Source organism: Thiofractor thiocamini, from assembly GCF_055384375.1.
In genome coordinates this window covers 828,832-853,306 of sequence record NZ_AP042389.1, presented here as the reverse complement: position 1 = coordinate 853,306, position 24,475 = coordinate 828,832, and the positions used below count along the sequence as shown (strand labels likewise).

The 24,475-nt window shown below is 35.0% G+C and carries 20 protein-coding genes and 1 tRNA gene; 14 read left to right on the top strand and 7 right to left on the bottom strand.

Going from position 1 to position 24,475, the window contains the following annotated elements; genetic code table 11:
• Complete coding sequence (locus ACZ47B_RS04325) at positions 1-1,746, top strand: GspE/PulE family protein (RefSeq protein ID WP_464895699.1); 1,746 nt, start codon at positions 1-3, stop codon at positions 1,744-1,746.
• Positions 1,747-1,755: 9 nt separating this feature from the next.
• Positions 1,756-3,000, top strand: coding sequence for a type II secretion system F family protein (locus ACZ47B_RS04320; RefSeq protein ID WP_464895456.1), 1,245 nt, complete (start codon positions 1,756-1,758; stop codon positions 2,998-3,000).
• Here the strand turns inward: ACZ47B_RS04320 and ACZ47B_RS04315 are convergent.
• The 4 genes from ACZ47B_RS04315 to ACZ47B_RS04300 form a co-directional block, all read right to left on the bottom strand.
• Entirely contained in the window at positions 2,987-5,017 is a 2,031-nt protein-coding gene (locus ACZ47B_RS04315) for an ATP-dependent helicase (protein WP_464895455.1), read from the bottom strand. The genes ACZ47B_RS04320 and ACZ47B_RS04315 overlap by 14 nt on opposite strands.
• Positions 5,008-5,814 carry a class I SAM-dependent methyltransferase gene (locus ACZ47B_RS04310; protein ID WP_464895454.1) on the bottom strand — a complete coding sequence of 269 codons (807 nt, stop codon included), beginning with the start codon at positions 5,812-5,814 and terminating at the stop codon, positions 5,008-5,010. The genes ACZ47B_RS04315 and ACZ47B_RS04310 overlap by 10 nt, the downstream gene beginning before the upstream one ends.
• Positions 5,815-5,845: 31 nt before the next feature.
• Positions 5,846-5,922: transfer RNA gene (locus tag ACZ47B_RS04305), tRNA-Ile, on the bottom strand.
• A 46-nt stretch (positions 5,923-5,968) separates the two neighbouring features.
• On the bottom strand, positions 5,969-7,072 hold the full coding sequence (locus ACZ47B_RS04300; protein ID WP_464895453.1) for an FtsW/RodA/SpoVE family cell cycle protein: 1,104 nt from the start codon (positions 7,070-7,072) through the stop codon (positions 5,969-5,971).
• A gap of 47 nt (positions 7,073-7,119) precedes the next feature.
• Between ACZ47B_RS04300 and ACZ47B_RS04295 the strand changes: the two genes are divergently transcribed.
• From ACZ47B_RS04295 to ACZ47B_RS04240, 12 genes are read left to right on the top strand one after another with little or no spacing between them, the layout of a single operon-like run.
• Positions 7,120-8,073, top strand: coding sequence for an RluA family pseudouridine synthase (locus tag ACZ47B_RS04295; RefSeq protein ID WP_464895452.1), 954 nt, complete (start codon positions 7,120-7,122; stop codon positions 8,071-8,073).
• Positions 8,021-9,280: a fibronectin type III domain-containing protein gene (locus ACZ47B_RS04290; RefSeq protein WP_464895451.1), complete on the top strand. Its 1,260-nt coding sequence runs from the start codon at positions 8,021-8,023 to the stop codon at positions 9,278-9,280. The genes ACZ47B_RS04295 and ACZ47B_RS04290 overlap by 53 nt, the downstream gene beginning before the upstream one ends.
• A complete protein-coding gene (gene trmB / locus ACZ47B_RS04285) occupies positions 9,280-10,440 on the top strand; it encodes a tRNA (guanosine(46)-N7)-methyltransferase TrmB (protein WP_464895450.1) in 1,161 nt (386 codons plus the stop codon). The genes ACZ47B_RS04290 and trmB overlap by 1 nt, the downstream gene beginning before the upstream one ends.
• Complete coding sequence (locus ACZ47B_RS04280) at positions 10,433-11,116, top strand: cell division ATP-binding protein FtsE (protein ID WP_464895449.1); 684 nt, start codon at positions 10,433-10,435, stop codon at positions 11,114-11,116. The genes trmB and ACZ47B_RS04280 overlap by 8 nt, the downstream gene beginning before the upstream one ends.
• The gene (locus ACZ47B_RS04275; RefSeq protein ID WP_464895448.1) at positions 11,103-11,915 is read left to right on the top strand and encodes an FtsX-like permease family protein; all 813 of its coding nucleotides are present in this window, start codon (positions 11,103-11,105) and stop codon (positions 11,913-11,915) included. Before ACZ47B_RS04280 ends, ACZ47B_RS04275 begins: the two co-directional genes overlap by 14 nt.
• 2 nt (positions 11,916-11,917) lie before the next feature.
• Positions 11,918-13,114: a murein hydrolase activator EnvC family protein gene (locus ACZ47B_RS04270; RefSeq protein WP_464895447.1), complete on the top strand. Its 1,197-nt coding sequence runs from the start codon at positions 11,918-11,920 to the stop codon at positions 13,112-13,114.
• Positions 13,115-13,156: 42 nt separating this feature from the next.
• A complete protein-coding gene (gene pyrH / locus ACZ47B_RS04265) occupies positions 13,157-13,870 on the top strand; it encodes a UMP kinase (protein WP_464895446.1) in 714 nt (237 codons plus the stop codon).
• A gap of 30 nt (positions 13,871-13,900) precedes the next feature.
• Positions 13,901-14,116, top strand: coding sequence for a DNA-directed RNA polymerase subunit omega (locus ACZ47B_RS04260; RefSeq protein WP_464895445.1), 216 nt, complete (start codon positions 13,901-13,903; stop codon positions 14,114-14,116).
• A gap of 5 nt (positions 14,117-14,121) precedes the next feature.
• Positions 14,122-16,281 (top strand): RelA/SpoT family protein, encoded by a 2,160-nt coding sequence (locus ACZ47B_RS04255; RefSeq protein WP_464895444.1) that lies wholly within the window; start codon positions 14,122-14,124, stop codon positions 16,279-16,281.
• The gene (gene tyrS, locus ACZ47B_RS04250; protein WP_464895443.1) at positions 16,281-17,480 is read left to right on the top strand and encodes a tyrosine--tRNA ligase; all 1,200 of its coding nucleotides are present in this window, start codon (positions 16,281-16,283) and stop codon (positions 17,478-17,480) included. The genes ACZ47B_RS04255 and tyrS overlap by 1 nt, the downstream gene beginning before the upstream one ends.
• The gene (locus ACZ47B_RS04245) at positions 17,480-18,577 is read left to right on the top strand and encodes a nitronate monooxygenase (RefSeq protein WP_464895442.1); all 1,098 of its coding nucleotides are present in this window, start codon (positions 17,480-17,482) and stop codon (positions 18,575-18,577) included. The genes tyrS and ACZ47B_RS04245 overlap by 1 nt, the downstream gene beginning before the upstream one ends.
• Complete coding sequence (locus ACZ47B_RS04240; protein ID WP_464895441.1) at positions 18,561-19,973, top strand: N-acetylmuramoyl-L-alanine amidase family protein; 1,413 nt, start codon at positions 18,561-18,563, stop codon at positions 19,971-19,973. The genes ACZ47B_RS04245 and ACZ47B_RS04240 overlap by 17 nt, the downstream gene beginning before the upstream one ends.
• Positions 19,974-19,982: 9 nt before the next feature.
• Here the strand turns inward: ACZ47B_RS04240 and ACZ47B_RS04235 are convergent, their stop codons facing one another.
• From ACZ47B_RS04235 to ACZ47B_RS04225, 3 genes are read right to left on the bottom strand one after another with little or no spacing between them, the layout of a single operon-like run.
• Complete coding sequence (locus ACZ47B_RS04235) at positions 19,983-23,576, bottom strand: bifunctional proline dehydrogenase/L-glutamate gamma-semialdehyde dehydrogenase (protein WP_464895440.1); 3,594 nt, start codon at positions 23,574-23,576, stop codon at positions 19,983-19,985.
• Complete coding sequence (locus tag ACZ47B_RS04230) at positions 23,566-24,249, bottom strand: hypothetical protein (RefSeq protein WP_464895439.1); 684 nt, start codon at positions 24,247-24,249, stop codon at positions 23,566-23,568. Before ACZ47B_RS04230 ends, ACZ47B_RS04235 begins: the two co-directional genes overlap by 11 nt.
• Positions 24,242-24,463 carry a hypothetical protein gene (locus ACZ47B_RS04225; protein ID WP_464895438.1) on the bottom strand — a complete coding sequence of 74 codons (222 nt, stop codon included), beginning with the start codon at positions 24,461-24,463 and terminating at the stop codon, positions 24,242-24,244. The genes ACZ47B_RS04230 and ACZ47B_RS04225 overlap by 8 nt, the downstream gene beginning before the upstream one ends.
• Positions 24,464-24,475 lie beyond the last annotated feature (12 nt).

Sequence of the window (24,475 nt, the reverse complement as noted above, 5' to 3'; positions counted from 1 at the left end):
ATGACAAATACACAGCTTGATATTATAAATTTTATAAAAAAGAACCGGATTGCCAATGAGGATAAAGTCAATGAAATAAAGATGAGAGTTGACGAAGGTGAAGTGCTCAGTGATATTTTGCTAAATGAAGTCTTTTTTGACGAAGAGAGTATGTTTATATTTGTTGGGGAACTTTTAAAGAAAAATATCATAAAAATAAGCGATATAACAGAAAATTTCCCTGTCGATCTGGAAAAGGTACTTACAAGTTTTGCCGAGAGCATAAATGCTATATATTTGGACTTAGACACTGTAGATATAAACTACAAATTAGCATCGAAAGTACCTCTTTCGCAGCTTAGAAGATATTTTACACTTCCTCTTTATGATGATGAAATAAGTATATATATAGCTTTTGGCGAACCATACAATATAAAAGCACAAGAAGCCCTTCAGAGATACTATCCAAAAAAACTTATAAAGATTGTAGTTACAGACCCTCTGCAGATAGAAAAATATTTTAACAAGCTGGAGATAAGTAGTGGTACAAAAGATCTAATAAGTGAAATAAGAAAAGAACTCACAACTAGTGCGGCAGAGAATCCCGGTGAATCCTCCGGAATCATGAAACTCATAGAGTCCATCATAAAAACCGCCATACTTTACAGAGGGAGTGATATACATATAGAACCTACCGAGAATAACTGTATAGTAAGAACCAGAGTTGATGGAATGCTTATAGAGTCTTTCGTTTTTGAAAAAGATATCTATCCGCCTCTTAGCTCAAGGATAAAACTGCTTTCAAATTTGGATATCGCTGAGAGAAGAAAGCCTCAAGATGGAAGGTTTTCATTGCAGGTAATGGATAAAGAGTATGATTTCAGGGTTTCAACCCTTCCTATAACAAACGGCGAGTCCATCGTTATGAGGATACTTGACAAATCAAAAGTTATGATTAAACTCGAATCTCTTGGAATGAGTGAAGTGACTTTTGAAAAATTCAATAAGGCTATGAGAGTGCCCTATGGTATCGTTTTTGTTACGGGTCCAACAGGAAGCGGTAAAACGACGACACTGTATGCCGCTTTGAATGCCATAAAAAATATCACTACAAAGATAATTACAGTCGAAGATCCGGTTGAATATCAGCTAAATTTAACCCAGCAGGTACAAGTAAATGAGAAGGCGAATCTTACCTTTGCAAGTGCATTGAAATCAATCTTAAGACAAGATCCAGATGTTATAATGATAGGTGAGGTTAGGGATCAGGAAACTCTCAGGATCGCTATACAAGCTGCTCTTACGGGACACATGGTTTTTTCCACTCTACATACAAATGATGCTATAAGTGCAGTAAACAGGGTGCTTGATATGGGGATTGAGCCGTATCTTGTAAGCGGGGCACTGATAGCTATCGAAGCACAAAGACTTATAAGAAAACTGTGTCCACATTGTAAATCCAAGATAACTTTGCCTAAAAATACTGTCGAAGAGTTCGAGAGCTTTTTACCGGAAAATTATCAGTTTTACAAAGCTGTAGGATGTGACAAATGTGCCAACAGTGGGTATTTTGGAAGAGAAATGATATCCGAGATACTTGTTGTGAGTGAAGAGATACAAAGTATTATAGCCAGAGGAGGCTCAAAATCAGAGATAGAAGAGCAGGCAAAAAAAGATAATTTTGTAAATATGTTACAAGATGGTATAATAAGAGCGGCAAACGGCATAACAAGTATAGAAGAAGTATACAGAGTGGTAAAATCTTAAGGTGAGTGTATGAATTATTTTGAAGTTACATATCTTTTCAAGGGAAGAAAAAGAAATAAGATTTTAAGAGCACAAAACAGGATGGATGCGCTTTCTATAGCAAAGATAAGACTGCCTGGTATCATTATCAAAATTACCGAGACTTCCGCTCCTGTTGAAGATCAGTTAAAAGAGTTCAAAAAGCAGTTTGTCAATACTCTTTTAAAACCAAAAATCAAGATAGACAACCTTATCTCATCCATAAGACAACTTGGCGTTATGACAAATGCCGGTATTTCCATACATGACAGTGTTAAAGAAGTCATAAAAACAACAGAAGATAAAAGGCTTAGAGCAATCTTTGAAAATATCGATGATGCGTTGAATTCAGGACAAAGTTTGACCGAAGCACTCTCTGTTTACAGGCAGGATGTAGGCGATGTAACCATAGCCATGATAGAGCTTGGAGAAAATACAGGTAACATGTCTGAATCGCTTTTGAAACTAGCAACTATCCTCGAAGAGATAAGAGACAATAGGAAAAAATTTAAAAGTGCACTAAGATATCCTATCATAGTGCTTGTAGCCATATCTATAGCTTTTACGATACTCATGGTATATGTTGTACCTAAATTTAAAGAGATATTTGCAAAGTTTCACACGCAGTTGCCTCTTCCAACGAGAATACTGCTTTTTTTGGAAAACATCATACATAACTATGGGTGGTACCTGCTTATATTTATCATCGGTTCCATTGCAGTGACTAAATTTTTGTATGTAAACAACGAAGGTTTTAAAAAAGGATTTGACAAGTATATACTAAAAGTATATCTTTTTGGAAAAATCATCTTCAATGCTACAATGTACAGGTTTACTATGATATTCACCCAGTTGATAGCTGCGGGTATCCCGATAGCCGATGCGCTTGATACGGCTGTTTTAACCGTAGGTAATACTACCATAAAAGAAAAATTGTCAAATGTGACTATATCGGTTCAAAGAGGTATGTCACTTTCGGATGCTTTTAGAGATACCGGGCTTTTTACGGGTATGCTCTTACAAATGGTAGGAGCCGGGGAGAGAAGTGGTACTCTTGATACAATGCTTGAGAAAGTATCTGATTATTACAAGATGAGATTTGATGAGATAGTCGATAATATATCAAGCTATATAGAGCCTATACTCATAGGTTTCATAGCAGTTATGGTTTTGATGATGGCGCTTGGTATATTCTTGCCTATGTGGGATTTAGCTTCTGCCGTCAAACATGGATAAGCCCTGCTTCCTCCAAGAAGGGGGAGTGGGTAAAATCCATCTTTTTTATCTTGTCATATTTTGCATATGAAAGATATAGAACTTCTTTAGCTCTTGTAGTTGCAACATAAAAAAGTCTTCTTTCTTCCTCGAGCGAGCCTCCTTGAGCCATTAGCTTTCTGTTTGGAAATCTTCCATCCATCAAATCGACTATGTAAACTTCTTTGAACTCCAACCCTTTACTTGCATGTATGCTTAAAAGGTTGACTCCTTCACCTTCGGTCATTTCACTGCTTCCAAGTACCAAAGCATTTAAAAACCTTTCCATATCATTGTAATTTTTTGCGATATTTGCAAGTATCCATGCTTTTGAGATAATTTTTGATGAAATTTCTTTGGCAAGCTCCATATCTACCCCACCGCTTTTTGAAGTTGCCCTTGTTCTTGCAAGAGTGTCCGCTATATGGTGATAGAGTTTTGAGTTTATCAGATTTGAAACTATCTTATAAGGAGAGTGAGTTCTGCTGTTGGATTTGACAAATTTGTAAAGTTCATATATAAAGAGTGCTCCGTCAGTTGAAATCTTTGGATGCTTGAGTATGGGATTTGATAAAAATTTCTCTTCAAAATTCAAATCCTTAAATCTGCTAAGAGATCCCAAATTGTCAAAATTGTCAAAGAGCCCTAACTGATAATTTTGTCTTTTATTTCCGTACGGGTTCTTGCAGTTTAAATCAGGAGTTATCAAGCCTTTTAAAATATTTCCGTCTCCTAGCTTGATAAGACCTTCATAAACCTCTTTACCTATGACCGAGCCTATACCTCTTGCGTATTCAAAAACTCCGACAAATGCCATGATATCTTTTGGATTTGTCAATATGGAAAAAAGATTAAGGATTGCTTTTATCTCTTTTGTTTCGAAAAAACTGATGCTGCCTTTTCTTTTGCAACTTATGCCGTACTCCCTTAGTGCCACTTCCATTCCATCCGCGCTGGAATTGTTTCTAAAGATAACAGCTATTTGTTCATGAGGTGTATTGGAGTATTTTATCTTTTTTGCTATAGCTTCGTACTGGTCGTAAACTTCACCAAAAACTAAAAGTTTAGGGGGATATCCTTTTTCTTCTTTTGTAACGATTAACTCTTTTTGATAAAGTCTCGGGTTTTTTTTGATAACTCTGTTTGCCAAAGAGAGTATATCTTTGGTTGAGCGGTAGTTTTTATTGAGCGAGTATATTTTGGCATTTTTGTATCTTTTTTCAAAAGTACCTATGATATTTATATCAGCACCGTTAAATGCATAAATACTTTGATCATAATCTCCCACACAAAAAAGTGACTTGGGAGCAAAAGCATCTATGACTTTACCCTGCAATGTATTGGTATCCTGGTATTCATCTACCAATATTTCGCTAAAGTCAAACTCCCTTTTTTTGGCTTCGTCGATGATATTTGTCAGCAAATCGTTATAATCGACATATCCGTAACTTTTTTTAAGCAAATCAAACTCTTCAAATATATCTTCATAAATATCCAAAAATGGCTCATGTTCCGGATTTTTCTCTAAAAGCCAATTAGAAAAACTTTCGTTATCCGAGCTATTTTGATAAAGTGAGAACATATCGTAAAGATATGAGTATTGGTACTGTTTTGTTTTACTTTCAATATGGTGAAACACTCTTTTTTCATAAATGCTTTTAAGAAGAATTTTCAGCTCTTTTGGTTGTTTAAGTGTTATGGAGTGGTCTTTTTGTTTTAACAGTCTGTAACTAACAGAGTGAAAAGTTCCTGCGGTGATATTTTTGATAATCCCTTTGTCAAAATAGTTTGAAACTCTCTCTATCATTTCACCCGAAGCCTTGTTTGTAAAAGTAAGAAGCATGATTTTTCTAGGATCTATACCGCTTTTTAAAAGATATGCGATCCTTGCAACGATAGTAGAAGTTTTTCCGGTTCCGGCAGATGCTATAACAAGATTGTGGCCAAGTTTGGCCGTAGCAGCTTTATGCTGCTCGTCATTTAACCTGCTTAAAGGCAAGGAAGGCTCTTTTTATCCCAATGTATCACAGCCCAGCATACATAGTCGCTCTCTTTTTGTTTTTGAACTCTCAATTTTTCACGGTAGTATTTTTTAAGCAATTCCATCTGTTTTTCATTCAAGTCGCCGATACTCCATACAATGCTTTGCACAAAGCTCTCTTCATCCTTATACTGTTGTTTCCTGCCTTCGCTTTTTATATAGTTTATGCTTGGCATGATACTCATTTGATATAGTATATTGACAGTATAGATAAAATCAGGTTTTTTGCGGATTTCTTTACCTATATATTCCAGTATGTCATCACTTATGAAACTTCCTCCTACTTTATATGTTAGATAAACCCTTTTATTGGCTTTTTCATTCAGTTTCATAAGAGCATCTTTCATATCACCAACTTCCATGGATCTTGAAGCAAGGATCATATCACATTTGGGGACGCTTTCCCAGCTATCTTCCCATGAGAGATGTATGGTTTGTATATTGTTTATGCCTCTATCGTATGCTTCTTTTTCAAGGATTTCAAGCATATTTTTGGAAAAATCCAAAGAATATATCTTTTTAAATTTATCTGCAACCAGTAAAGATATATTACCAACCCCACAACCAACGTCTAAAAAAGTTTCACAGTCTTCAAAGTTCATTTGGTTTAACAACTCTTCGTTATAGATACTTTTATGGATTCTTTTGGACATTCCCGGAGCTTTTTTATCCCAGTCATGTACATTTTTCGGCTGAAAGGTTGAGTTTTGTTTTTGGTTTATGTATAGCTGATTGAAGTCGATTTGATTTATCATTTTGAAGCTCCTTTGGTGAGCGAAGAAGGAGTGGTGGGTTCACTAGGATTCGAACCTAGGACCGCTCGGTTATGAGCCGAGAGCTCTAACCAGCTGAGCTATGAACCCTCCATTTAAGAGTTGAAATTGTACCTAAAGAATTCTTAAAAAATGTTTATTTGTATTTGATTTTACTGTACATTGTGTCATATCTGAAAGAAAAAAGATTTTCAAGTATTCCAAAAATCACCATAAATGTTATAAAACTGCTTCCTCCATAACTGAAAAACGGTAAAGGTACACCTACTACAGGGGCTAGTCCTATGGTCATGGCTATATTGACACTCATATATATAAATATCATAAAACTCACCGAAGATGTCATGGATTTTAGAAAATAATCTTTTTCTATCTTGAAGTTGAGTGTCATTAGATGCAGTATCAAAGAGATATAAAGAAGTATAAGCCCAAGACCTCCCAAAAAACCGAATCTTTCGATAAAATAAGCAAATATAAAATCACTTGTGGAAACAGGCAGAAATTTCAAATGGGTCTGCGTGGCTTTTTCTTTGCTTTTCCCTTTGAGTCCACCTGAGCCTATGGCTATGATGGATTGTCTTACGTGATAACTTTTTTTATCTCCCAAAAAATCGGTAATCCTCTTTTTTTGATAATCATGCAAACTGTTATACAAAAGTGGAGCGGAAACTACTACTAAAACAGAGAGTATGATCCATATCTTCTTGTTGACCCCAATGATGAACAGAGTTGCATATCCTATAAGTAAAAGTATCAAAGCAGTACCTAGATCAGGCTCTTTCAATATCAAAAAAAACGGAAGAAGTATATAAAAACTGAGTTTTATAAAAGATTTCCATCCGTACCCTTCAGGAGGCGGAGGATTTGATTTGACAAGATAAGCAAGCATTAGTAAAAATGCCGGCTTGAAAAGCTCAGAAGGTTGAATGGTAAAATTTACAAACGGTATCTCAAGCCATCTTCTGGCCCCCAGTTTCACTACACCGAAAAAATCCACGCTAAAAAGTAAAAATATACTGATCCAGTATAAAAACGGTATGATCCAATCAAGCTTTCTTATCGGCATGATAAATGATATAAAAAAGGCTATCAATCCGATACTAAAATATACTAACTGTTTGTAGGCAAGTGTCTGATTTGCCTCGTTAACGAGATAAAATGATAAAATAACGATAGGGATAACCAAAATAGGTATTACAAAGTCAAAATGTGTTAATATTCGTCTATCTATTTGTAGCAAAACAGTAAACCTTTTGTTTATTGTTATTATACTAAAAAGAGGATAAATTGGAGTTTATAGCAAAAGAGGGAAGACTTGATAAAGTTTTGCAAGATCATATAAAAACAACCAGAAATCAAATCTCGAATTTTATAAAATCAGGTAATGTAAAAGTTAATGAAAAAGTCATAAAAAAATGTGGATACAAGCTTTATGGTGGAGAAAAAATCATATATGAAAAAAAAGAAGCCGAACCCAAAAAAGAGTATGAAGTTGATTTTGATATAGAAAAACTTTATGAAGATGAAGATATACTTATAGTGAACAAACCTCCTTTTTTAACCGTCCATCCTGCTCCTAGTGTAAAAGAGCCGACTTTGGTAGATTGGTTAAAAAGCCAAAATATCTCTTTATCGACCATAAGCGGAGAAGAGAGACACGGTATAGTACACAGGATAGACAAGCAAACCAGCGGTGCTTTAGTGATAGCCAAAAACAATGAAGCTCACAGAGCATTGTCCAGGCAGCTCGAAGATAAAAGTATGGGCAGATACTATCTTGCTATCATCGATACTCCTTTAAAAGATGATGTTATCATCGAAAAAAGTATAGCAAGAAACAAAAACAACAGACTTAAAATGGCAGTGGATGAAAAAGGAAGAAAAGCAAAAAGTGCTTTTTTAAAACTCTCAAGTTCGGTTGATGAAAAAAATGAACTAATTGCTGCAAAACTGTATACTGGAAGAACGCATCAGATAAGAGTTCATCTTTCAAGTATCTCAAGACATATTCTAGGTGATGATTTATACGGTTTTAAGAGCAAAGAAGGTAAAATAAAAAGAGTAATGTTGCATGCATATATACTTTATCTTACTCATCCAAAAAGTGGGAAAAAGATATATATAAAAGCACCGTTGCTTGATGATTTTAAAGAGATACTCAACAAAAAATTCATAATGGAGAAAATATATGAAAAAATTGATACTGATTATATCATCGATCGTTTTAACACTCGTTTTTAGCGGTTGTCAAAATATAACGCCGACTCCTCCTAAAAAGATAGTCGATCCATCCATGCCTATAGTAAAAGATATAAAGATTTTAACAGATATGACCGAAGTTGCTTTTGAGTGGAAGCCTGTATATACGAACAACATAAAAGGATATCGCCTTTACAGGTCGGATCCTTTGAAAAAAGATGGAAAACTTCATCTTATAGCAACCATAGATGACAGATATGTTTCTCATTATGTTGATACTAAATTGATTCCAGGTACTGTTTATTACTACAGAATGTCAACATTTACTGATGGCAACAGAGAGTCTGAACCAAGTAAAGTCATCGAAGCTAAAACTTTGCCACTTTTACCTTCAGTTCCTTTTATCAAAGCCATTTCCGGTTTGCCTCATAGGATAAAGATCATATGGAGACCGCATCCAAACCCAAGAGTGGAAGGTTATATCATACAAAGAAATGATTTGAGTGATTTAAAGTGGCATGATATTGCAACTATAGACGGAAGATTGAATGCTGAGTATATCAATAAAGATTTAGGAGACAATAGAGTTTATAGATACAGAATCAAAGTAAAAACTTATGACGGCATAGTATCTATGCCAAGTGATGTGGTAGAAGGCAATACAAAACCGTTACCTCCTATAGTTTCCGGCGTAAAAGCAAGCAGGGATTTGCCAAAAAGGATCGAGATAACATGGGATAGAAGCCCCAAAAAAGATGTAGTATACTACAATGTCTACAGAGCTATAACCCCATATCTTTTTTATACATATTTAGCCAAGACAGCCGACACAAAATTTGTCGATGTTATAGGAAAGGACGGAGCCGCAAGATACTATAAGGTTACTGCAGTCGATAATGAAGGGCTTGAATCTTTAAAGCAGGAAAATCCGGTAATGGGAACCACGCTTCCAAAACCCGCAAGTCCGGTTTTGACAAATGTCGTTATGGATGGTTCTTTTGTAAAGATCACCTGGAAAAGCGGAGATAACAGAGCTGTAAAGTTCAATGTCATAAAAACATACTCAAAAGGTTTTTCCCAAAAAAAGGTGAAATATATCAATATCTATGATACAAAATATATAGATAAAGATATAGTACCGGGTACTAGCTATACATATACCGTTGTTGCAGTCGATAAATACGGTATAGAATCCAAACCCACCGAAGAAGTCAGTATAGATGTCCCAAAAAAGGAAAACAGCAACTAATGCCTAATGCTCATATAAAAAAGAGCAATTGGCTCGAATTTCCTTATCAAAACGAGGATTTTTACTATAAATTCAAGGCAGTATCAAAATATGATACTTTAGTGATGGTCGAATCAAAAGATAGTAATTTTTTTTTGCAAGTTATCGATAAAGATGATGAGATATTGCTAAAATCAGACAAGATCACAAGACCATCAAATGTAAAAACAGTACAGGATGCCATGAACTCTTTTATAGAAGCGAACGGTTGGCAGGTTATCTCTTCAAATATAAACTCTACTAAAAATCATTTGCAAAAAAAGTCAAGATATCTTAAAGATATAAAAGAGTTCATATCATTCTCTTGCGAAAAACCGGTAGAGATAGAGATAGGTTTTGGAAGCGGAAGACATTTGTTATATCAGGCAAAAAACAATCCCCAAAAAGTTTTTATAGGAGTTGAGATACACAAACCCTCAATCGAACAATTGTTAAAGCAGTGTGAATTGCAGGGTATTGACAATATAATGGTTTTGGATTATGATGTGAGGATCTTGCTTGAAGTGCTAAGGTCCAACAGTGTCGAAAAGATATATGTGCATTTTCCTGTTCCCTGGGATAAGAAACCGCATAGAAGGGTTATAAGCAGGGAATTTTTAGAAGCTGCCATAAGGGTTTTAACGGTTGGTGGAAAGTTGGAGCTTAGAACGGATAGTGAAAATTATTTTCACTATGCAAAAGATCTGTTTTTATCTTTGAACAGATGTGAGTTCGTTGTAAAGAAAAATATAGAACTTGAGATATCTAGCAAATATGAAGATAGATGGAAAAAAATGGAAAAAAATATATATGATTTGCATTTAAAAGTTTTTGAAAAATCAAATAACAATGAAATATCCGGCCTGGAAAGCTTTGATATGAGTATTGATTTTAAAAAAATATATGATAAATTTACCAATAAAACCATAAGGGAAAAAGATTATTTCGTTCACTTTGAAAATATATACAGGATAAATGACAGCGAGGGAATCTTGAAGTTATCCTTGGGGGCTTATGATAGACCTGAGCATAAGTATCTGTTGATTGGTAAAGATGAAGTATCGTATCTGCCGGACAATCTCTTGCCGATATGGCAAAACACAAATTCCCATAAAATAATAAAAGAGTATTTAAATGGTTGAAGAAAAAAGTAGTGTTATTATAGCCGATAACTTGGCATTGTCATACAGAAAAAATGAACCGATTTTGCAAAATGTGAGTTTAAATATCAAAACCAAAGATTTTGTTTTTATCACCGGTAAAAGTGGAAGTGGTAAATCAACCTTTTTAAAATCACTGTATGCTGTACTGCCGCCTATGATGGGCAATTTAAATGTATGTGGTATAGAGCTAGAGCATATAACGACACAAAATAAAAATTTTCTAAGAAAGCATCTTGGAGTTGTTTTTCAAGATTATAAGCTTATAGATAATTGGACGATAGAAAAAAATGTTATGCTTCCTTTGTTTATAGCCGGTTTTTCAAAAGATGTATGTCTTTCTCAGGCTCACAAACTTTTAAAACATGTAAAGCTTTTACACAAAGCCGACAAATACCCTCCTGAACTAAGCGGTGGCGAGCAGCAAAGAGCAGCAGTAGCTAGAGCTTTAGCGCACAATCCTGTTTTGATACTTGCTGATGAGCCTACTGGAAACCTTGATGATTATTCAAGTGGGGTTATATGGGATTTGTTAAAAGGTGCAAATGAGCAATTGGGTACAACTATAGTGACAGTTACGCACAGGATTCCTTCTTTGCTCAGGGTAAACTACAGGCATTTTATCATTGATAACGGAGGCATGGATGAAGTTTGTTAAATATCATATCTCTATCATACTGCCTCTTTTTTTACTGCTCTTTTCGATAGAGAGTTTTTTCGTTTTAAAAGGCATCATAGACAATTATGAAAAAAAACTAAGTGACGAATACTCCATAGTGGTAGTTTCAAAGGTTCCGCTTGATAAAAAAAGTATCAAAAAGGATACCAAATATTTTGTATCATTAAAATTGGTCGGTACCGATAAAATGATAAAAAACCTTAAAAACAGTATAGGAGAGAAAAATCTTCAAAAATTAAAAAATGCTCTACCTCTTTTTTACTCTATAAAACTTAACCATTTGCCCACAGCCGATGAATTGAAAAGTATCAAATCCAAGTTATCAAAATATACCGGTGTTGAAAAAGTGGTAACTTTCAAGAAGAGTTACAGTAAATTTTACAATTTTTTACTGTTTGATAAAACCATACTGTTTTATTTTACGATATTGGTGATGGTCATAGTTCTGTTGCTTATCATAAAACAGGCTGAGGTATGGATATATGAACACAGGCAGAGATTTGAGATAATGACGATACTCGGAGCTCCTTTTTGGATGAAAAGTGCCATGCTTTACAGAGTTGTTATAGTAGATGCCATTATAAGCTCATTGGCAGTTTCTTCCATATTTATCTACCTTTCACACAGTGCGGTTTTTCTTTCGTATATAACAAATATGGGAGTTGAATTTCCAAAGTTTGATATATTGAGAGACAGTGGCATGCTGCTTGGTATCGGTATCATAGTTTCTATCATTTCCGTTACTTTTGCAATTTTACAACTCAACAAAGAAGAATGAATTTGTTTAAGATATTGTTACTGATTTTGACCGTACCCTTTTTGCTTTTTGCAAATATAGACAGTTCTATTAAAAAAAACAAAAAGATATTGAAGGTAAAAGCGTATAAAGCTACCAAGATAAAAGATAAACTCGAAGATATAGCCGCAAGCATCAATAAAAAAAAGAAAGAGATATCGGGTATCGATAACAAAATCAAACAGATCAATGACTTTCTTTCCAAGCAAAAAGATATATACAATACTAAACTGAAAGAATTACAGGAGTTACAACAAGATATAACTTCCCTGAATAAAACAAAAACAAAAACACAAAAAGAGATCATAGAGATCATATCCAAAGAGTTGTCATTGGGGATCGTTCAAAAACAAGATGCTGTAGACAGTATAGATAGAATAGTAAATGAAGAGAGTGTCAAAGTCCTAAGTCAAATGCTTCAAGACAAATTTAAAAATATAAAACAAAAATATATCAATACCAACAAGAAGATAGATGATACTTCCTCAAAGATCAAAGAGTTGAAAAATTATATCAATTCAATGCAGAAGAAAAAAGCATTACTCTCAAAAATGAAGTCAAAAAGGGTAAAAAGTATCAAGTATTTAAAATACACAAAGATAGCTTATGACAGAAAATTAAATAGAATATTTAGAGAACAAAATGCTATAAAGCAGACTCTAAACAGGCTAAATATCTTAAAACTGCAGGCAAAGAAAAGACAAAAAACATCCAAAAAAGTCAAAGCAGCCAATGTCAACAATCAAAAAGTAAGAAAACTGGGCAATTCATATCAAAGAACAAAGACCATAAGATACAAGGGTGCAAAAACCATAGCACCTTTGAAGAGTTTTTATGTAAAAAGAAAATATGGAGAGTATTTCGATCCTATATACAAGATAAAGATATTTAACGAATCCGTTACGCTGAAATCAAAGATAAAAAATGCAAAAGTTAAAAATGTTTTAAACGGAAAAGTTGTCTTTGCAAAATCAACCCCGATGCTGGACAATGTAGTAATAGTGGAAAACACACATGGTATTCATACCATTTATGCGCACTTGTCTAAAATAGCACCTACAGTTAGAAAAGGTGTTAAGATAAGAAAGGGATATGTCATAGGTAGAGTAAATGATGAGTTGATTTTTGAAGTGACTCAGAGAAACGCTCATATAAATCCTCTCAGTTTGATAAGATTTTAAATAACTTTTTAGTAAAATAGCAACCCCAATTAGGAGAAAAGAATGGAGCATAAAAGAGTACTAGTTAAATTTTCAGGTGAAGCGTTAGCGGCAGAGAACGGTTTTGGTATAGATACCACTATACTTAAATTTATCGCCAAAGAGATAAAAGAGTTGGTGCAAAATGATATAGAAGTAGGCATAGTTATAGGTGGCGGAAACTTCATACGAGGGGTAAGTGCCGCTAAAGACGGTATCATACAAAGAACAAGCGGGGATTATATGGGGATGTTGGCAACTGTTATCAATGCTGTTGCAATGCAGGAAGCTTTGGAATACACAGGACTTCAAGTAAGAGTTCAAAGTGCCATAAAAATGGAGCAGATATGTGAAACTTTTATAGTAAGAAAAGCAAACAGACACCTTGAAAAAGGAAGGATAGTTATATTTGCCGCAGGTACTGGCAATCCGTTTTTTACAACCGATACAGCCGCGACTTTGAGGGCTATCGAGATAAAAGCATCCATGATCATAAAAGCGACAAAAGTTGACGGTGTTTACGATAAAGATCCAAACAGATTTGCTGATGCCAAGAAGCTTGATACTCTAAGTTATGATGACGCATTGAAAGATAATATAAAAGTGATGGATGATACTTCCATCGCATTGGCTAAAGACAACTCTTTACCTATCGTAGTATGCAATATGTTTAAAGAGGGAAATCTTTTAAATATCATAAAAAACGGTGACCTTTCAGGTTGCTCTATAGTAAGATAAATATCAAATAAAAAGAAAAAAAGGAAAAAAATGAGACTAGAAAAGATAACAGCGCAGGCTTTGAAAAATATGAATGATGATAGATATCTTTTATCTATCGCGGTAGCCAAAAGAGTGGAACAGTTAAGCGCGGGAGCAGATCCTGTAGTGGAAATCGATAAGAAAAAGTATAAATTTACCGATATCGCTCTTATGGAAATCGCTCAAAACAAGTTAGATTTAACTGAGATCACTGCCAAGAAGTAGAGATATTGACCAATCTAATCAATGAAGTCAAGTCCTGCAAAAGTATAGAGCAGGCAAAAAATTTACTATATTATAAGATCGAGTTTGATGAAAGTATAGAAAAAGCCCTAAATTTTTGCATATTTTATCATGAGGGTCAATACCGAAAAAGCGGAGAAGATTATGCTGTTCATCCTATACTTGTAGCCTATATCGTTGCAAATTATGGTGGAGACAAAGAGATGATCATTGCTGCACTTTTGCATGATGTGGTTGAAGATACGGAGTGCACCATAGAGCAGATAAAAGATGAATTTTCAGACTCTGTAGCGAATTTGGTGGAAGGTTTGACAAAGATAGTCGAGATAAGAGATGAAAATCTGGCGCCTTCGACTTTTGGAGTGAAACTTGCAAATTCTGCTTTGTCTTTTAGGAAAATGCTTGTAGCTTCCATAAAAGATGTAAGAGTTTTGGTTATAAAACTTTGTGACAGATTGCACAATATATTGACCATAGATGCCCTAAAGCCTGAAAAGCAAAAAAGGATAGCCGAAGAGACTCTTGTGGTTTATGCCCCGATTGCCCATAGACTAGGTATTTCAACTATAAAAAACGTTTTGGAAGACATATCTTTTTCCATCGTTATGCCAAAAGAGTATGAAAAGATAGACAATTATCTAAAAGAACACTCTCAGCAACTTCAGCTGAAACTTAACCATTTTATATCAAAAGTTCATAATCTTCTTATCAACAATGGTTTTATAGATGGTAGTTTTGCTATGGAGAAAAGAGTAAAGCATCATTACTCCATTTATCTAAAAATGCAAAGAAAAGGTATAACCATAGAAGAGGTTTTGGATCTTTTGGCCATTAGAATTATAGTAGACAAGCCTCTTGAATGTTATAGGGTTTTAGGTGTTATACATTTAAATTTCAGTCCTCTTATATCAAGATTTAAAGATTATATTGCGGTACCCAAGGAAAACGGTTATCAAACTATTCATACGACTGTATTTGATGATAAATCCATCATAGAAGCCCAAGTAAGAACGCAAGATATGCATAAGTCTGCAGAATATGGTTTAGCGGCACATTGGAAATATAAAGAGAGTGGTCTTAGCCCAAAACTTGAATGGCTTCAAGAGCTACAAGAGAGTGAAAAAGACAATGAAGACATTCAAGAGTTTTACGAATATGCTACAAATGATCTATATAGCGAAGATATATCAGTATTTTCCCCAAAAGGTGATATTTTTACTCTTCCAAAAGGTACAACCGCGTTAGATTTTGCATATATTGTTCATACTGAAGTTGGAAATCATGCAAAAGAGGCTTATGTTAATAAACAAAAAGTTCCATTGCTTACAAAATTAAAAAATGGAGATATTGTAAATATTATAACTTCTGATAAGCCTATATATAGATGTAGTTGGGTAAAATCTCTTAAAACTTCTAAAGCTAGAAATTCTATCAGTCTTAGTTGTAGACAAAAAATAAGAGAGTTAAGCCAAAAGACAGCCATAAACATTCTTAGTACGATTTTTCATGTAAGAGAAGGAAGACTTTTGGCATGGCTGAGAAAAGAAAAATTTTATAACAAGATAGAAAAAGCCGCAACAGACTCGCAATTTTTAAAAGATATTGTGAGTGTTTTAAATAAATATTCTAAAAATGACAAGATATTTTTTCCTATATTGAAAATAGGACAACATAAAATAAAAAAGCAAAAATTTGATCATTTGGTATTTTATGCTGATTTTTCCATATCAAATATACTTTTTGATTACTGTTGTCATCCAAAAATCGGGGATGATATAGTAGCTTTTAAAAAGGGATCAAATGTTATAATTCATCATAAATTATGCGAAAAAGCCATGAGACTTATAGAGTACAGAGAGCCTATGGTATTTGTTAAATGGTCAAGAGACCTTCCCAATAGAACAAAGATCATAGTGACTTTGGAAAACAGAAGAGGCTCTTTGGCGGTATTTTTGACATTTTTAGCTAAAATAGGTATAAATGTCATCAGTATAGAACTTGGTAACGATGAAGAGCAGTTGGCTGACTTTTTTGAGTTGATCGTGGAGATACCAAGTGCTAATTATGATAAAATAACAAAACAGTTAAAAGAAAAATACAAAACTATTGAATTGATAAGTGTAAATCATTCAAACAAGGTAAGATAATGGTAGAGAAAGCTTTAAAAGAGATAAAAAGAGGCGTTAGCGAAATCATAGACGAAGAAAGAGTCAGGAAACTGTTGGAAAATTATTATGAAAATGGTGAAAATTATCATATAAAAGCAGGTTTTGATCCAACCGCTCCGGATCTTCATCTTGGTCATACGGTTCTTATACAAAAGATGGCTTTGATGCAAAAATATGGAGCCAGGGTACAGTTTGTCATAGGTGATTTTACCGGTATGATAGGTGATCCTACAGGTAAAAACGAGACTAGAAAGAAACTAGACAGAGAAACGGTTTTAAAAAATGCAAAAACATATGAGGAGCAAGTATTTAAGATACTTGATCCGGATAAAACAGATATAGTATTTAACTCTACTTGGTTTACCGAAATGGGCAGTATCGGACTTGTAGAACTTACGACGACTTTTAACGTAGCTAGAATGTTGGAGCGTGAAGATTTTGAAAAAAGATTCAAATCAAACACTCCTATAAGTATCAGTGAATTTTTATACCCATTGTTGCAAGGATATGACTCGGTTGCACTCAAAAGTGACATAGAACTTGGAGGAACGGATCAAAAGTTCAATCTTCTAATGGGAAGGCATCTTCAAAGAGCCTATAATGTCGGAAAAGAGCAGGCTGTTATCACTATGCCTCTACTTGAAGGGCTTGACGGGGTCAACAAGATGAGCAAGTCACTTGGTAACTATATTGGCATTACAGAGAGTCCTGATGATATGTTTGGTAAGATAATGAGCATCAGTGATGATTTGATGTGGAAATATTATGAAGTTCTAAGCAGTAAAAATCTTGATGAAATCGAAGAGCTAAAAAAAAGTGTTTTTGAAGGTTCATTGCATCCTAAAGTTGCAAAAGAGATGCTTGCGATTGAAATCACGACAAGATATCATGATGAAGATAAAGCTAAAAATGCAAAAGCCGAATTTGAAAAAGTTCACTCCAAAAAAGAGATGCCAACAGATATGGCAGAGTTCACTTTGAGTGCTCCTGTATGGATAGCGAAAGCTTTGGTTGAAACAAAGTTGGAAAACTCCACTTCCCAGGCAAGAAGGGATATAAAGCAGGGAGCTTTGAAGATTGACGGACAAAAGTGTCAGGATGAGCAATTGCAGCTAGAAAAAGGTGAGTATATCTTGCAGGTTGGAAAACGAAAATTTGCTAAAGTAAAGGTTGTGTGATGTCATATAAAAGATTGAAGATAGGTAAGCACAGCGTCAAATTCCCAATCGTTCAAGGCGGAATGGGTGTTGGAATAAGCTGGGACAAATTGGCGGGCAATGTAAGCAAAGAGGGAGGTCTCGGGGTAATCAGTTCTGTTGGTACCGGATACTATAAAGATAAAAAATTCGTTCATAAAGAGATCAGCAACAGACCATATGAAACGGCAAATTTTTACTCCAAAGACGCACTGAAACAGATATTCAAAAATGCCAGAAAGATTTGTGGTGACAAACCTCTTGCCAGTAATGTTTTGTATGCTATAAACGATTATGGAAGAGTAGTGGAAGATTCCTGTGAAGCAGGAGCGAACATCATCATCACCGGAGCCGGACTTCCTACAAATATGCCCGAATTTACCAGAAATTATCCAGATGTTGCATTGGTTCCTATCGTTTCTTCAGCCAAAGCGCTTAAGATCATATGCAAACGATGGACACAAAGATACAACAGGGTGCCTGATGCCGTCATAGTGGAAGGACCGCTGAGCGGAGGACATCAGGGGTTTACTTACGAGCAGTGTTTTGATGAGGCTTACAGACTTGAAAATCTCATAGCCCCTATACTTGAAGAGATAAAAAAATGGGGGGATTTTCCTCTTATTGCAGCAGGCGGTATATGGGATAAAAACGATATAGACAAGTTTTTATCTTTGGGATGCAGCGGAGTACAAATGGGTACAAGGTTTATAGGCACCAAAGAGTGTGACGCACATGAAAATTTCAAAGAGATACTCTTGAGTGCAAAAGAAAATGATATCAAGCTTTTCAAATCACCCGTAGGTTATCCCGCAAGAGGAGTTAAAACCGATCTTTTTAAAAAAATCGAAGATGGAAGTGCCCCAAAGATAAAATGTATCAGCAATTGTGTTGCACCATGTCACAGAGGAGTGGAAGCAAAAGCGGTAGGATACTGTATAGCTGACAGACTATCTGACGCTATCATGGGCGATAAAGAAAATGGACTTTTTTTTACGGGCAGTAACGGATACAGGCTAAAAGAAATCATTACAGTAAAAGAATTGATACATAGATTGGTTAATGGGGAAGAAAGTTAAAGTTTTAGTATACATTTTACTGTTTCTCTTAACGGTAACTCTACATGCATCATCTTTGAACAACTCTATCGTGCAAATATCATCCAAGCTAAAGAGTGCCGGAAAAAGTGATATAGTAAGAATTTATCACGATTTAAAAAGCCGTTATATCAAAGCTATCATCATAGATGACAAAGAGGCTCAGATATCAGCGATAAAAGGCTTGGTGAAGTGTTCTAAGATACTGAAGCTTCCTTATGGACACTATCTTGACGAATTGAAACTTCTCCAAAAAGATAACACAATAAAGAAAAAAGCAAAAAGTTATGTCTCCTCTTCAGTAGCTAAAAAATCTTCCTATATCAAATCCATAGCATCTTTCAAAGATAAAGTCATTTTGACTTTAAATCGAAAAATAGACAAATCCGATATAAAATTTTATGAATTAAACGGTAAAAAGAGATACAGGGATGTATTTGATATAAAAACCAAATTGAAATTTAAAGTTAAAAAAATCTCCCTTTACGGTGTAAAAAGTATAAGAATTTCACAATACAACAGCAAGACCGTCAGGATAGTTTTAGAATCAAACAAACCTATTAATACGATATTCAGTATAGAAAAAGATAAAGTTATCATAAAAGTTGACTCCAAAAGTTATCAAACTTCTAAAAAAACATACTATAAAAAACCGGTCAAAAACAGTTACGTCAGCAAATATTTCAATCCTGTAATAAAACAAAGGATCATTATCATAGACCCAGGTCACGGAGGCAAGGATACAGGAGCGATTGGATATAAAAGGTTGAGAGAAAAAAATGCCGTACTCAAAATAGCACTAAAGCTTGGTCGATATTTGAAAGAGTACGGATATAAAGTTTACTATACAAGAAGTAGAGATATTTTTATAAAATTAAGAAGCAGAACCCACTTTGCCAATTTGAAAAAAGCAGATATATTTATATCCATACATGCAAATGCCGCTCCTAAAAAAAGCCAATACCTTGTAAGTAAAGGCATAGAGACATACTTTTTATCACCGGCTAGAAGTGCCAGAGCTAAAAGAGTTTCAGCTCAGGAAAACAGCGTTGATTTAAGTAGTATGGATTATTTTTCCAAGCAGGTATTTTTAAATTTTTTAAACAGGGAAAAAATCGTCTCATCCAACAAGCTTGCCATAGATATACAAAGAGGCATACTCAAAAATATAAGAAAAAAATACAGAGTTGTCGACGGAGGAGTAAGAAAAGCTCCTTTTTGGGTATTAGTAGGTGCCCAAATGCCCGCAGTTCTCATAGAAACCGGTTATATAACAAATCCTACAGAAGCAAAAAGGCTTTTCAATCCATATTACGAAAATTTACTTGCAAAAGGTATAGCTGACGGAATCGCCAGCTATTTTGAAAAAAATAGATAACAACATCATTTAGTTTATGCCTCTTGCTCCAAGATTGCCATATCTGTGATAGCGATATGAAATGCTTTGTTCCTGTAGATAGTTCAAAAGCTCCAGTCGTCCTTCCATCATAGGTTTTTGTCTTATGATAAATTTTGTCTCTTTTGCCGCTTCTTTGAAAACAATATCAGATACCTTGGAAATATCCGAGTAAATAATCCTGTCATATTTATCAAAGTTTTCGATAAACTCTTTTTCCGTCTCTCTTTGGATGGTATCGTCATCATTTAAAATATCCGTTTTGTTTTCATATATGAATGAAGCAGCATCATTTTGAATATAATCAATACTCAAATGTACTTTTACTTTGCATATATGAGCAGCCATTACCCTGCTTAAAATCTCAAAAAGAGTATCACCTTGCATAACTCTTATGACAACTCTATTTAACGGAATGTATCTAAAGATATTGTCCTCCCCTCTGATGTGGCAATAATCCTTTTCAACTCCAAATTCGTTTTCATAATTGTCTATATAACTTGCCAGGGCAAATTTAAGGTTGTCATAGTCAACATTGAACTCTTTGTACAATCCTTTCTTTGCTGTGGCTATCCAGTTATCGATGCGTTGGAGCATAGGATGGTTTATATCTTGACTCAAAGTTGGTTTATCTATCTCTTCAAAGTTCATAAACTGGGTTATATAGTTGTATATGCCTACTTTCCTTCCGGCACCTATGGCTGATTTGCCCATTCCCCCAAAAGGTTGCCTAAGCACTATGGCGCCGGTCGTACCCCTGTTTATGTAAAGATTTCCTGCTTTCATATGTTCTCTCCAGTATTTTATCTCCCTTTCATCCAGAGATTCAAGGCCTGAGGTAAGTCCATATCCTGTTTCATTGACAAGTTTTATGGCATCTTTTAAATCATCAGCTTTCATAACTGAGAGTACAGGTCCAAAAAGTTCATGCATATGGCAAAAAGCTCCACTTTTTACACCCCATCTTATGGCGGGTTTTAGCATATATTCATTTTGATTGGCAAACTCCGGTTTCAAAGCCCAGCTTTCACCCTCTTGCAGTGAGTCAAGTGCCTTTTTTAAATTTCCTCCTATTTTGTTTGCCAAAGTTCCTATCTTATTTGAAAAATCCCAAACAGAACCTGTTTTCATACTTTTTGCGGCATCTATGAGAGTGGCTTTGAAGTTTTCATCGTTGTAAACCTCATCTTCCAGTATGAGTAAAGAGGTAGCGGAGCATTTTTGTCCACTATTGGAAAAAGCGGAGTGGATGACATTTTTGATGGCTTGGTCTCTATCGCTTAGTGCAGTTACTATGGTCGCATCTTTTCCGCCTGTTTCGGCGGTCAAGAAGATATCCGCTCTTTTTTGCAATATTTTTTTGGCAGTATCTTCACTACCGGTCAATATCACAAAATCAACATCCTTATGAGTTACCAGATGTTCTCCCGCCAAAGTGCCCGGTGTAGGTACGAACTGAAGAGTACTTTTACCCACTCCCGCTCTCCAAAAACATTTGCATAGCTCATAAGCTGTAACTACTGCCGAAGTAGCGGGTTTTAATATAACACAGTTTCCGGCAGCCAAAGCGGCAGCTATACCGCCTGCGGGGATAGCTATGGGGAAATTCCATGGAGGTATGATGACACCTACACCTTTTGGAGAAATTTTTAAATGTTTAAATTTTTCAAAATACCTGCTTGAATGAGGATAAAACTCCAAAAAATCAACCGCTTCACTTACTTCGACATCACTCTCGCTAAAAACTTTGCCTACTTCAGCCGCTGCAACACCTATAAGATCACCCCTTGACTTTCTTATCTCATTTGCCACGCCGGAAAGTATCTCGTGTCTTTGGGCATAGGTTTTGCTTCTCCAACCATCTTTATTTTCTTTGGCGGCTTTTATGGCACTCTTTATATCATGTTCATTTGCCAAAACAAACTTTCCTACTGTAACTTGTTTTGGCAGTTGTGATTTATCAATGGCCGTTTTTATGTCTCTATCGTTTGATATCTCTTTACCGGCAATAACAAGCGGTGTGATTTCAGGGATGAAGGTTTCATCTTTCATCCATTTTTCCCTTATATTTTTTGCCCATATTTTATTGTTCGGAAGGACAAAGTCCGTATCGGGTTCATTTGTAAATTTTCCGGTTAGGAAGCTACTGTTTTTAAAATTATCCCAATTTTCATTTAATCTGTCCTGCTTTCTTTTTGAACCTATGAAAATATTTTTTCTGTTTTCAAATGATTGGATAAATTTATTTTTTAACATATTCCATTCGTTCGACCCTGTTTTCAAGCCGAAAGAGTATCTTATGAAATTTTCTTTGCCTGTGTTTTCATCCAATCTTCTTACAAGATATGCTATAGCATTTGTAAACTGCTCTTTTTTTGCCGTAGGGGCGTATAGTATCATATCTTTACTTAACTCCTTTATGGCAAGTCTTGCCGGTTCGCTCATACCTTCTAGCATTTCCATGGAATGGTATTTTTCTACTCCGTATTTTTTGGCAAGTTCGTATGCGTATGCCTGTTCGAAAAGATTGTGAGAAGCTATGCCTAAATGTACACACGATATGTGCTCTTTTCTCATGCCGTATTCGACCATGATCTTATAGTTGCTGTCCGTATCTATCTTTTTATCATACGGAGCGCTTGGCCATCCCATCAAAGATGCTTCGGTTTCTTCCATTTCCATATTCGCGCCTTTTACCAATCGCATTTTGATAGGGCTTCCGCCTTCTTGTACTCTTTTTTGTGCAAATTCTACAAGTTTTTTTTGCCAAAGATGAGAGTCTGGAAGGTAAGCTTGTAAAACTATACCGGCATAGAAATCTTTAAATTCGGGTTTACTGAGTGCTCTGGTAAAGGCATGATATGTTAAAGCCAAATCTTTGTACTCTTCCATATCAAGATTGATAAATTTGTTTTGCTCTTTACCCTCTTTGTTTATGAAGCTGTATTTTTTTGCCTGAGTGAAGATTTGAATCAATCTCTGGGTCAATTCTTCAACACTCTCTTCAAAAGCCAACGGATTTATCTGTGAAAAAATAGTGGAGATCTTGATGGAAATATAATCAACATCCGGATTTTCTAAATGCTTGAGGTATTTTTCTATTCTTGATTTGGCTTCATTTTCTCCAAGTACCGCTTCGCCTATAAGGTTTATATTGACTCTTGTATTCTCTCTTTTTCTTTTTTTCAAATATGCGTTAAAATCATCATCCTCTCCTTTTATAACAACGGTTTTCGTATCTTCCCTTATATTTTTTATAAAGAGAGGAACACTGATGTCAGGTAGATATATACCGATATGTAAAAACATAAATACCAAAAATCTTTCACTTGTCGTAAAAAATGATGCCATACCGTACTTGTCAAACAGATACTCTATCTGATTCGCAACCCTTTTATTGTTTTTTGCTCTAAAAGATTGATCAAGAAGTTCTATCAACAAAATCTTGTCTTTTGGATGCGCAAGCATTTTGTTGATCTTTGCGTGGAAATTCTTGTCAAAATCACTAACGAGTTCATCAGCTCTTTCCTGCCATTTTTGAGCCAACTTTACTGAACGATCGATTAACTCTTTATCATTTAACATGTTCATCCTTTGGTGTGTTGATTCTTTCTATGATGTATGCTCCTGCGATACATTCTCCTATATCTTTTATCTGCATAATTTGCGTGCTTTCAAACCTGTTTGCAAGTCTTGGGTATTTTTGTACAACTTCATTGAATTTTTCCAATATTGCAGGAATTCTTGAGGATAGTTTTTTCCTTGCTTTTTTAGGAAGATCCGAGTAAAATGCAAATACACCCATACCCAGACTGGAGTATTCGTCTTCATTGCCATTTAGCATTTTGCATATCCTTTCTATCTCGTTCAAGTACTCGATCTTGGGGTTTCTAACCCCGTTTTTTACAGTGATTATGACTCTTGAAATAGAGTCGTTGTCATTTTTGTGTTTAAATCTCTCATCAAGAGTGATGCTGAAAACCCCCTCGCTGATCTGGTATTTTTGCATATATTGTAAAAATGAATTTCTATCTTTAAGAGAACATCTTAAGATATCTGATACACTTGCATCGATAAAAATTTCAGGTGGGTTTTTTATCTTTGCTATTTCCTGGGCTATATGAATACTAAGCATTTTAGAGGGGGCATATGATAAAGAGAGCCTGTTGTTCGTCCATTTCAAAAAATTATCTTTTGCCTTGACTAAGCCTTTTAGGGTGGCATTTACGATATCTTGTTTCGATGAAAACTTAGCCACAGTAATTCTCCTCTACTTCATCAATTATACCGCTTTCATACAATATGTCCTCTATGAGTCTGTTTTTAGATATGTTTAAAGCGCTGCTCAGTTTTTGAAGGGCATTATCGAGCTTTTTGTCTATTTTTATGCTTAGCTGTGCTATTTCTCTTTTGTTTTTATTTTTCCTGATAACATTTTTTATAACATTTTCCGAGTATTTCATCTTTGCCATCTATGCTCCTAA

Excerpts from the sequence above, each read along its gene's own strand:
- ACZ47B_RS04325 (WP_464895699.1), top strand. The coding sequence starts at position 1 with ATGACAAATACACAGCTTGATATTATAAATTTTATAAAAAAGAACCGG.
- ACZ47B_RS04320 (WP_464895456.1), top strand. The coding sequence starts at position 1,756 with ATGAATTATTTTGAAGTTACATATCTTTTCAAGGGAAGAAAAAGAAAT.
- ACZ47B_RS04310 (WP_464895454.1), bottom strand. The coding sequence starts at position 5,814 with ATGATAAATCAAATCGACTTCAATCAGCTATACATAAACCAAAAACAA.
- ACZ47B_RS04290 (WP_464895451.1), top strand. The coding sequence starts at position 8,021 with ATGAAAAAATTGATACTGATTATATCATCGATCGTTTTAACACTCGTT.
- trmB (WP_464895450.1), top strand. The coding sequence starts at position 9,280 with ATGCCTAATGCTCATATAAAAAAGAGCAATTGGCTCGAATTTCCTTAT.
- ACZ47B_RS04280 (WP_464895449.1), top strand. The coding sequence starts at position 10,433 with ATGGTTGAAGAAAAAAGTAGTGTTATTATAGCCGATAACTTGGCATTG.
- ACZ47B_RS04275 (WP_464895448.1), top strand. The coding sequence starts at position 11,103 with ATGAAGTTTGTTAAATATCATATCTCTATCATACTGCCTCTTTTTTTA.
- pyrH (WP_464895446.1), top strand. The coding sequence starts at position 13,157 with ATGGAGCATAAAAGAGTACTAGTTAAATTTTCAGGTGAAGCGTTAGCG.
- ACZ47B_RS04260 (WP_464895445.1), top strand. The coding sequence starts at position 13,901 with ATGAGACTAGAAAAGATAACAGCGCAGGCTTTGAAAAATATGAATGAT.
- tyrS (WP_464895443.1), top strand. The coding sequence starts at position 16,281 with ATGGTAGAGAAAGCTTTAAAAGAGATAAAAAGAGGCGTTAGCGAAATC.
- ACZ47B_RS04245 (WP_464895442.1), top strand. The coding sequence starts at position 17,480 with ATGTCATATAAAAGATTGAAGATAGGTAAGCACAGCGTCAAATTCCCA.
- ACZ47B_RS04240 (WP_464895441.1), top strand. The coding sequence starts at position 18,561 with ATGGGGAAGAAAGTTAAAGTTTTAGTATACATTTTACTGTTTCTCTTA.
- ACZ47B_RS04235 (WP_464895440.1), bottom strand. The coding sequence starts at position 23,576 with ATGTTAAATGATAAAGAGTTAATCGATCGTTCAGTAAAGTTGGCTCAA.
- ACZ47B_RS04225 (WP_464895438.1), bottom strand. The coding sequence starts at position 24,463 with ATGGCAAAGATGAAATACTCGGAAAATGTTATAAAAAATGTTATCAGG.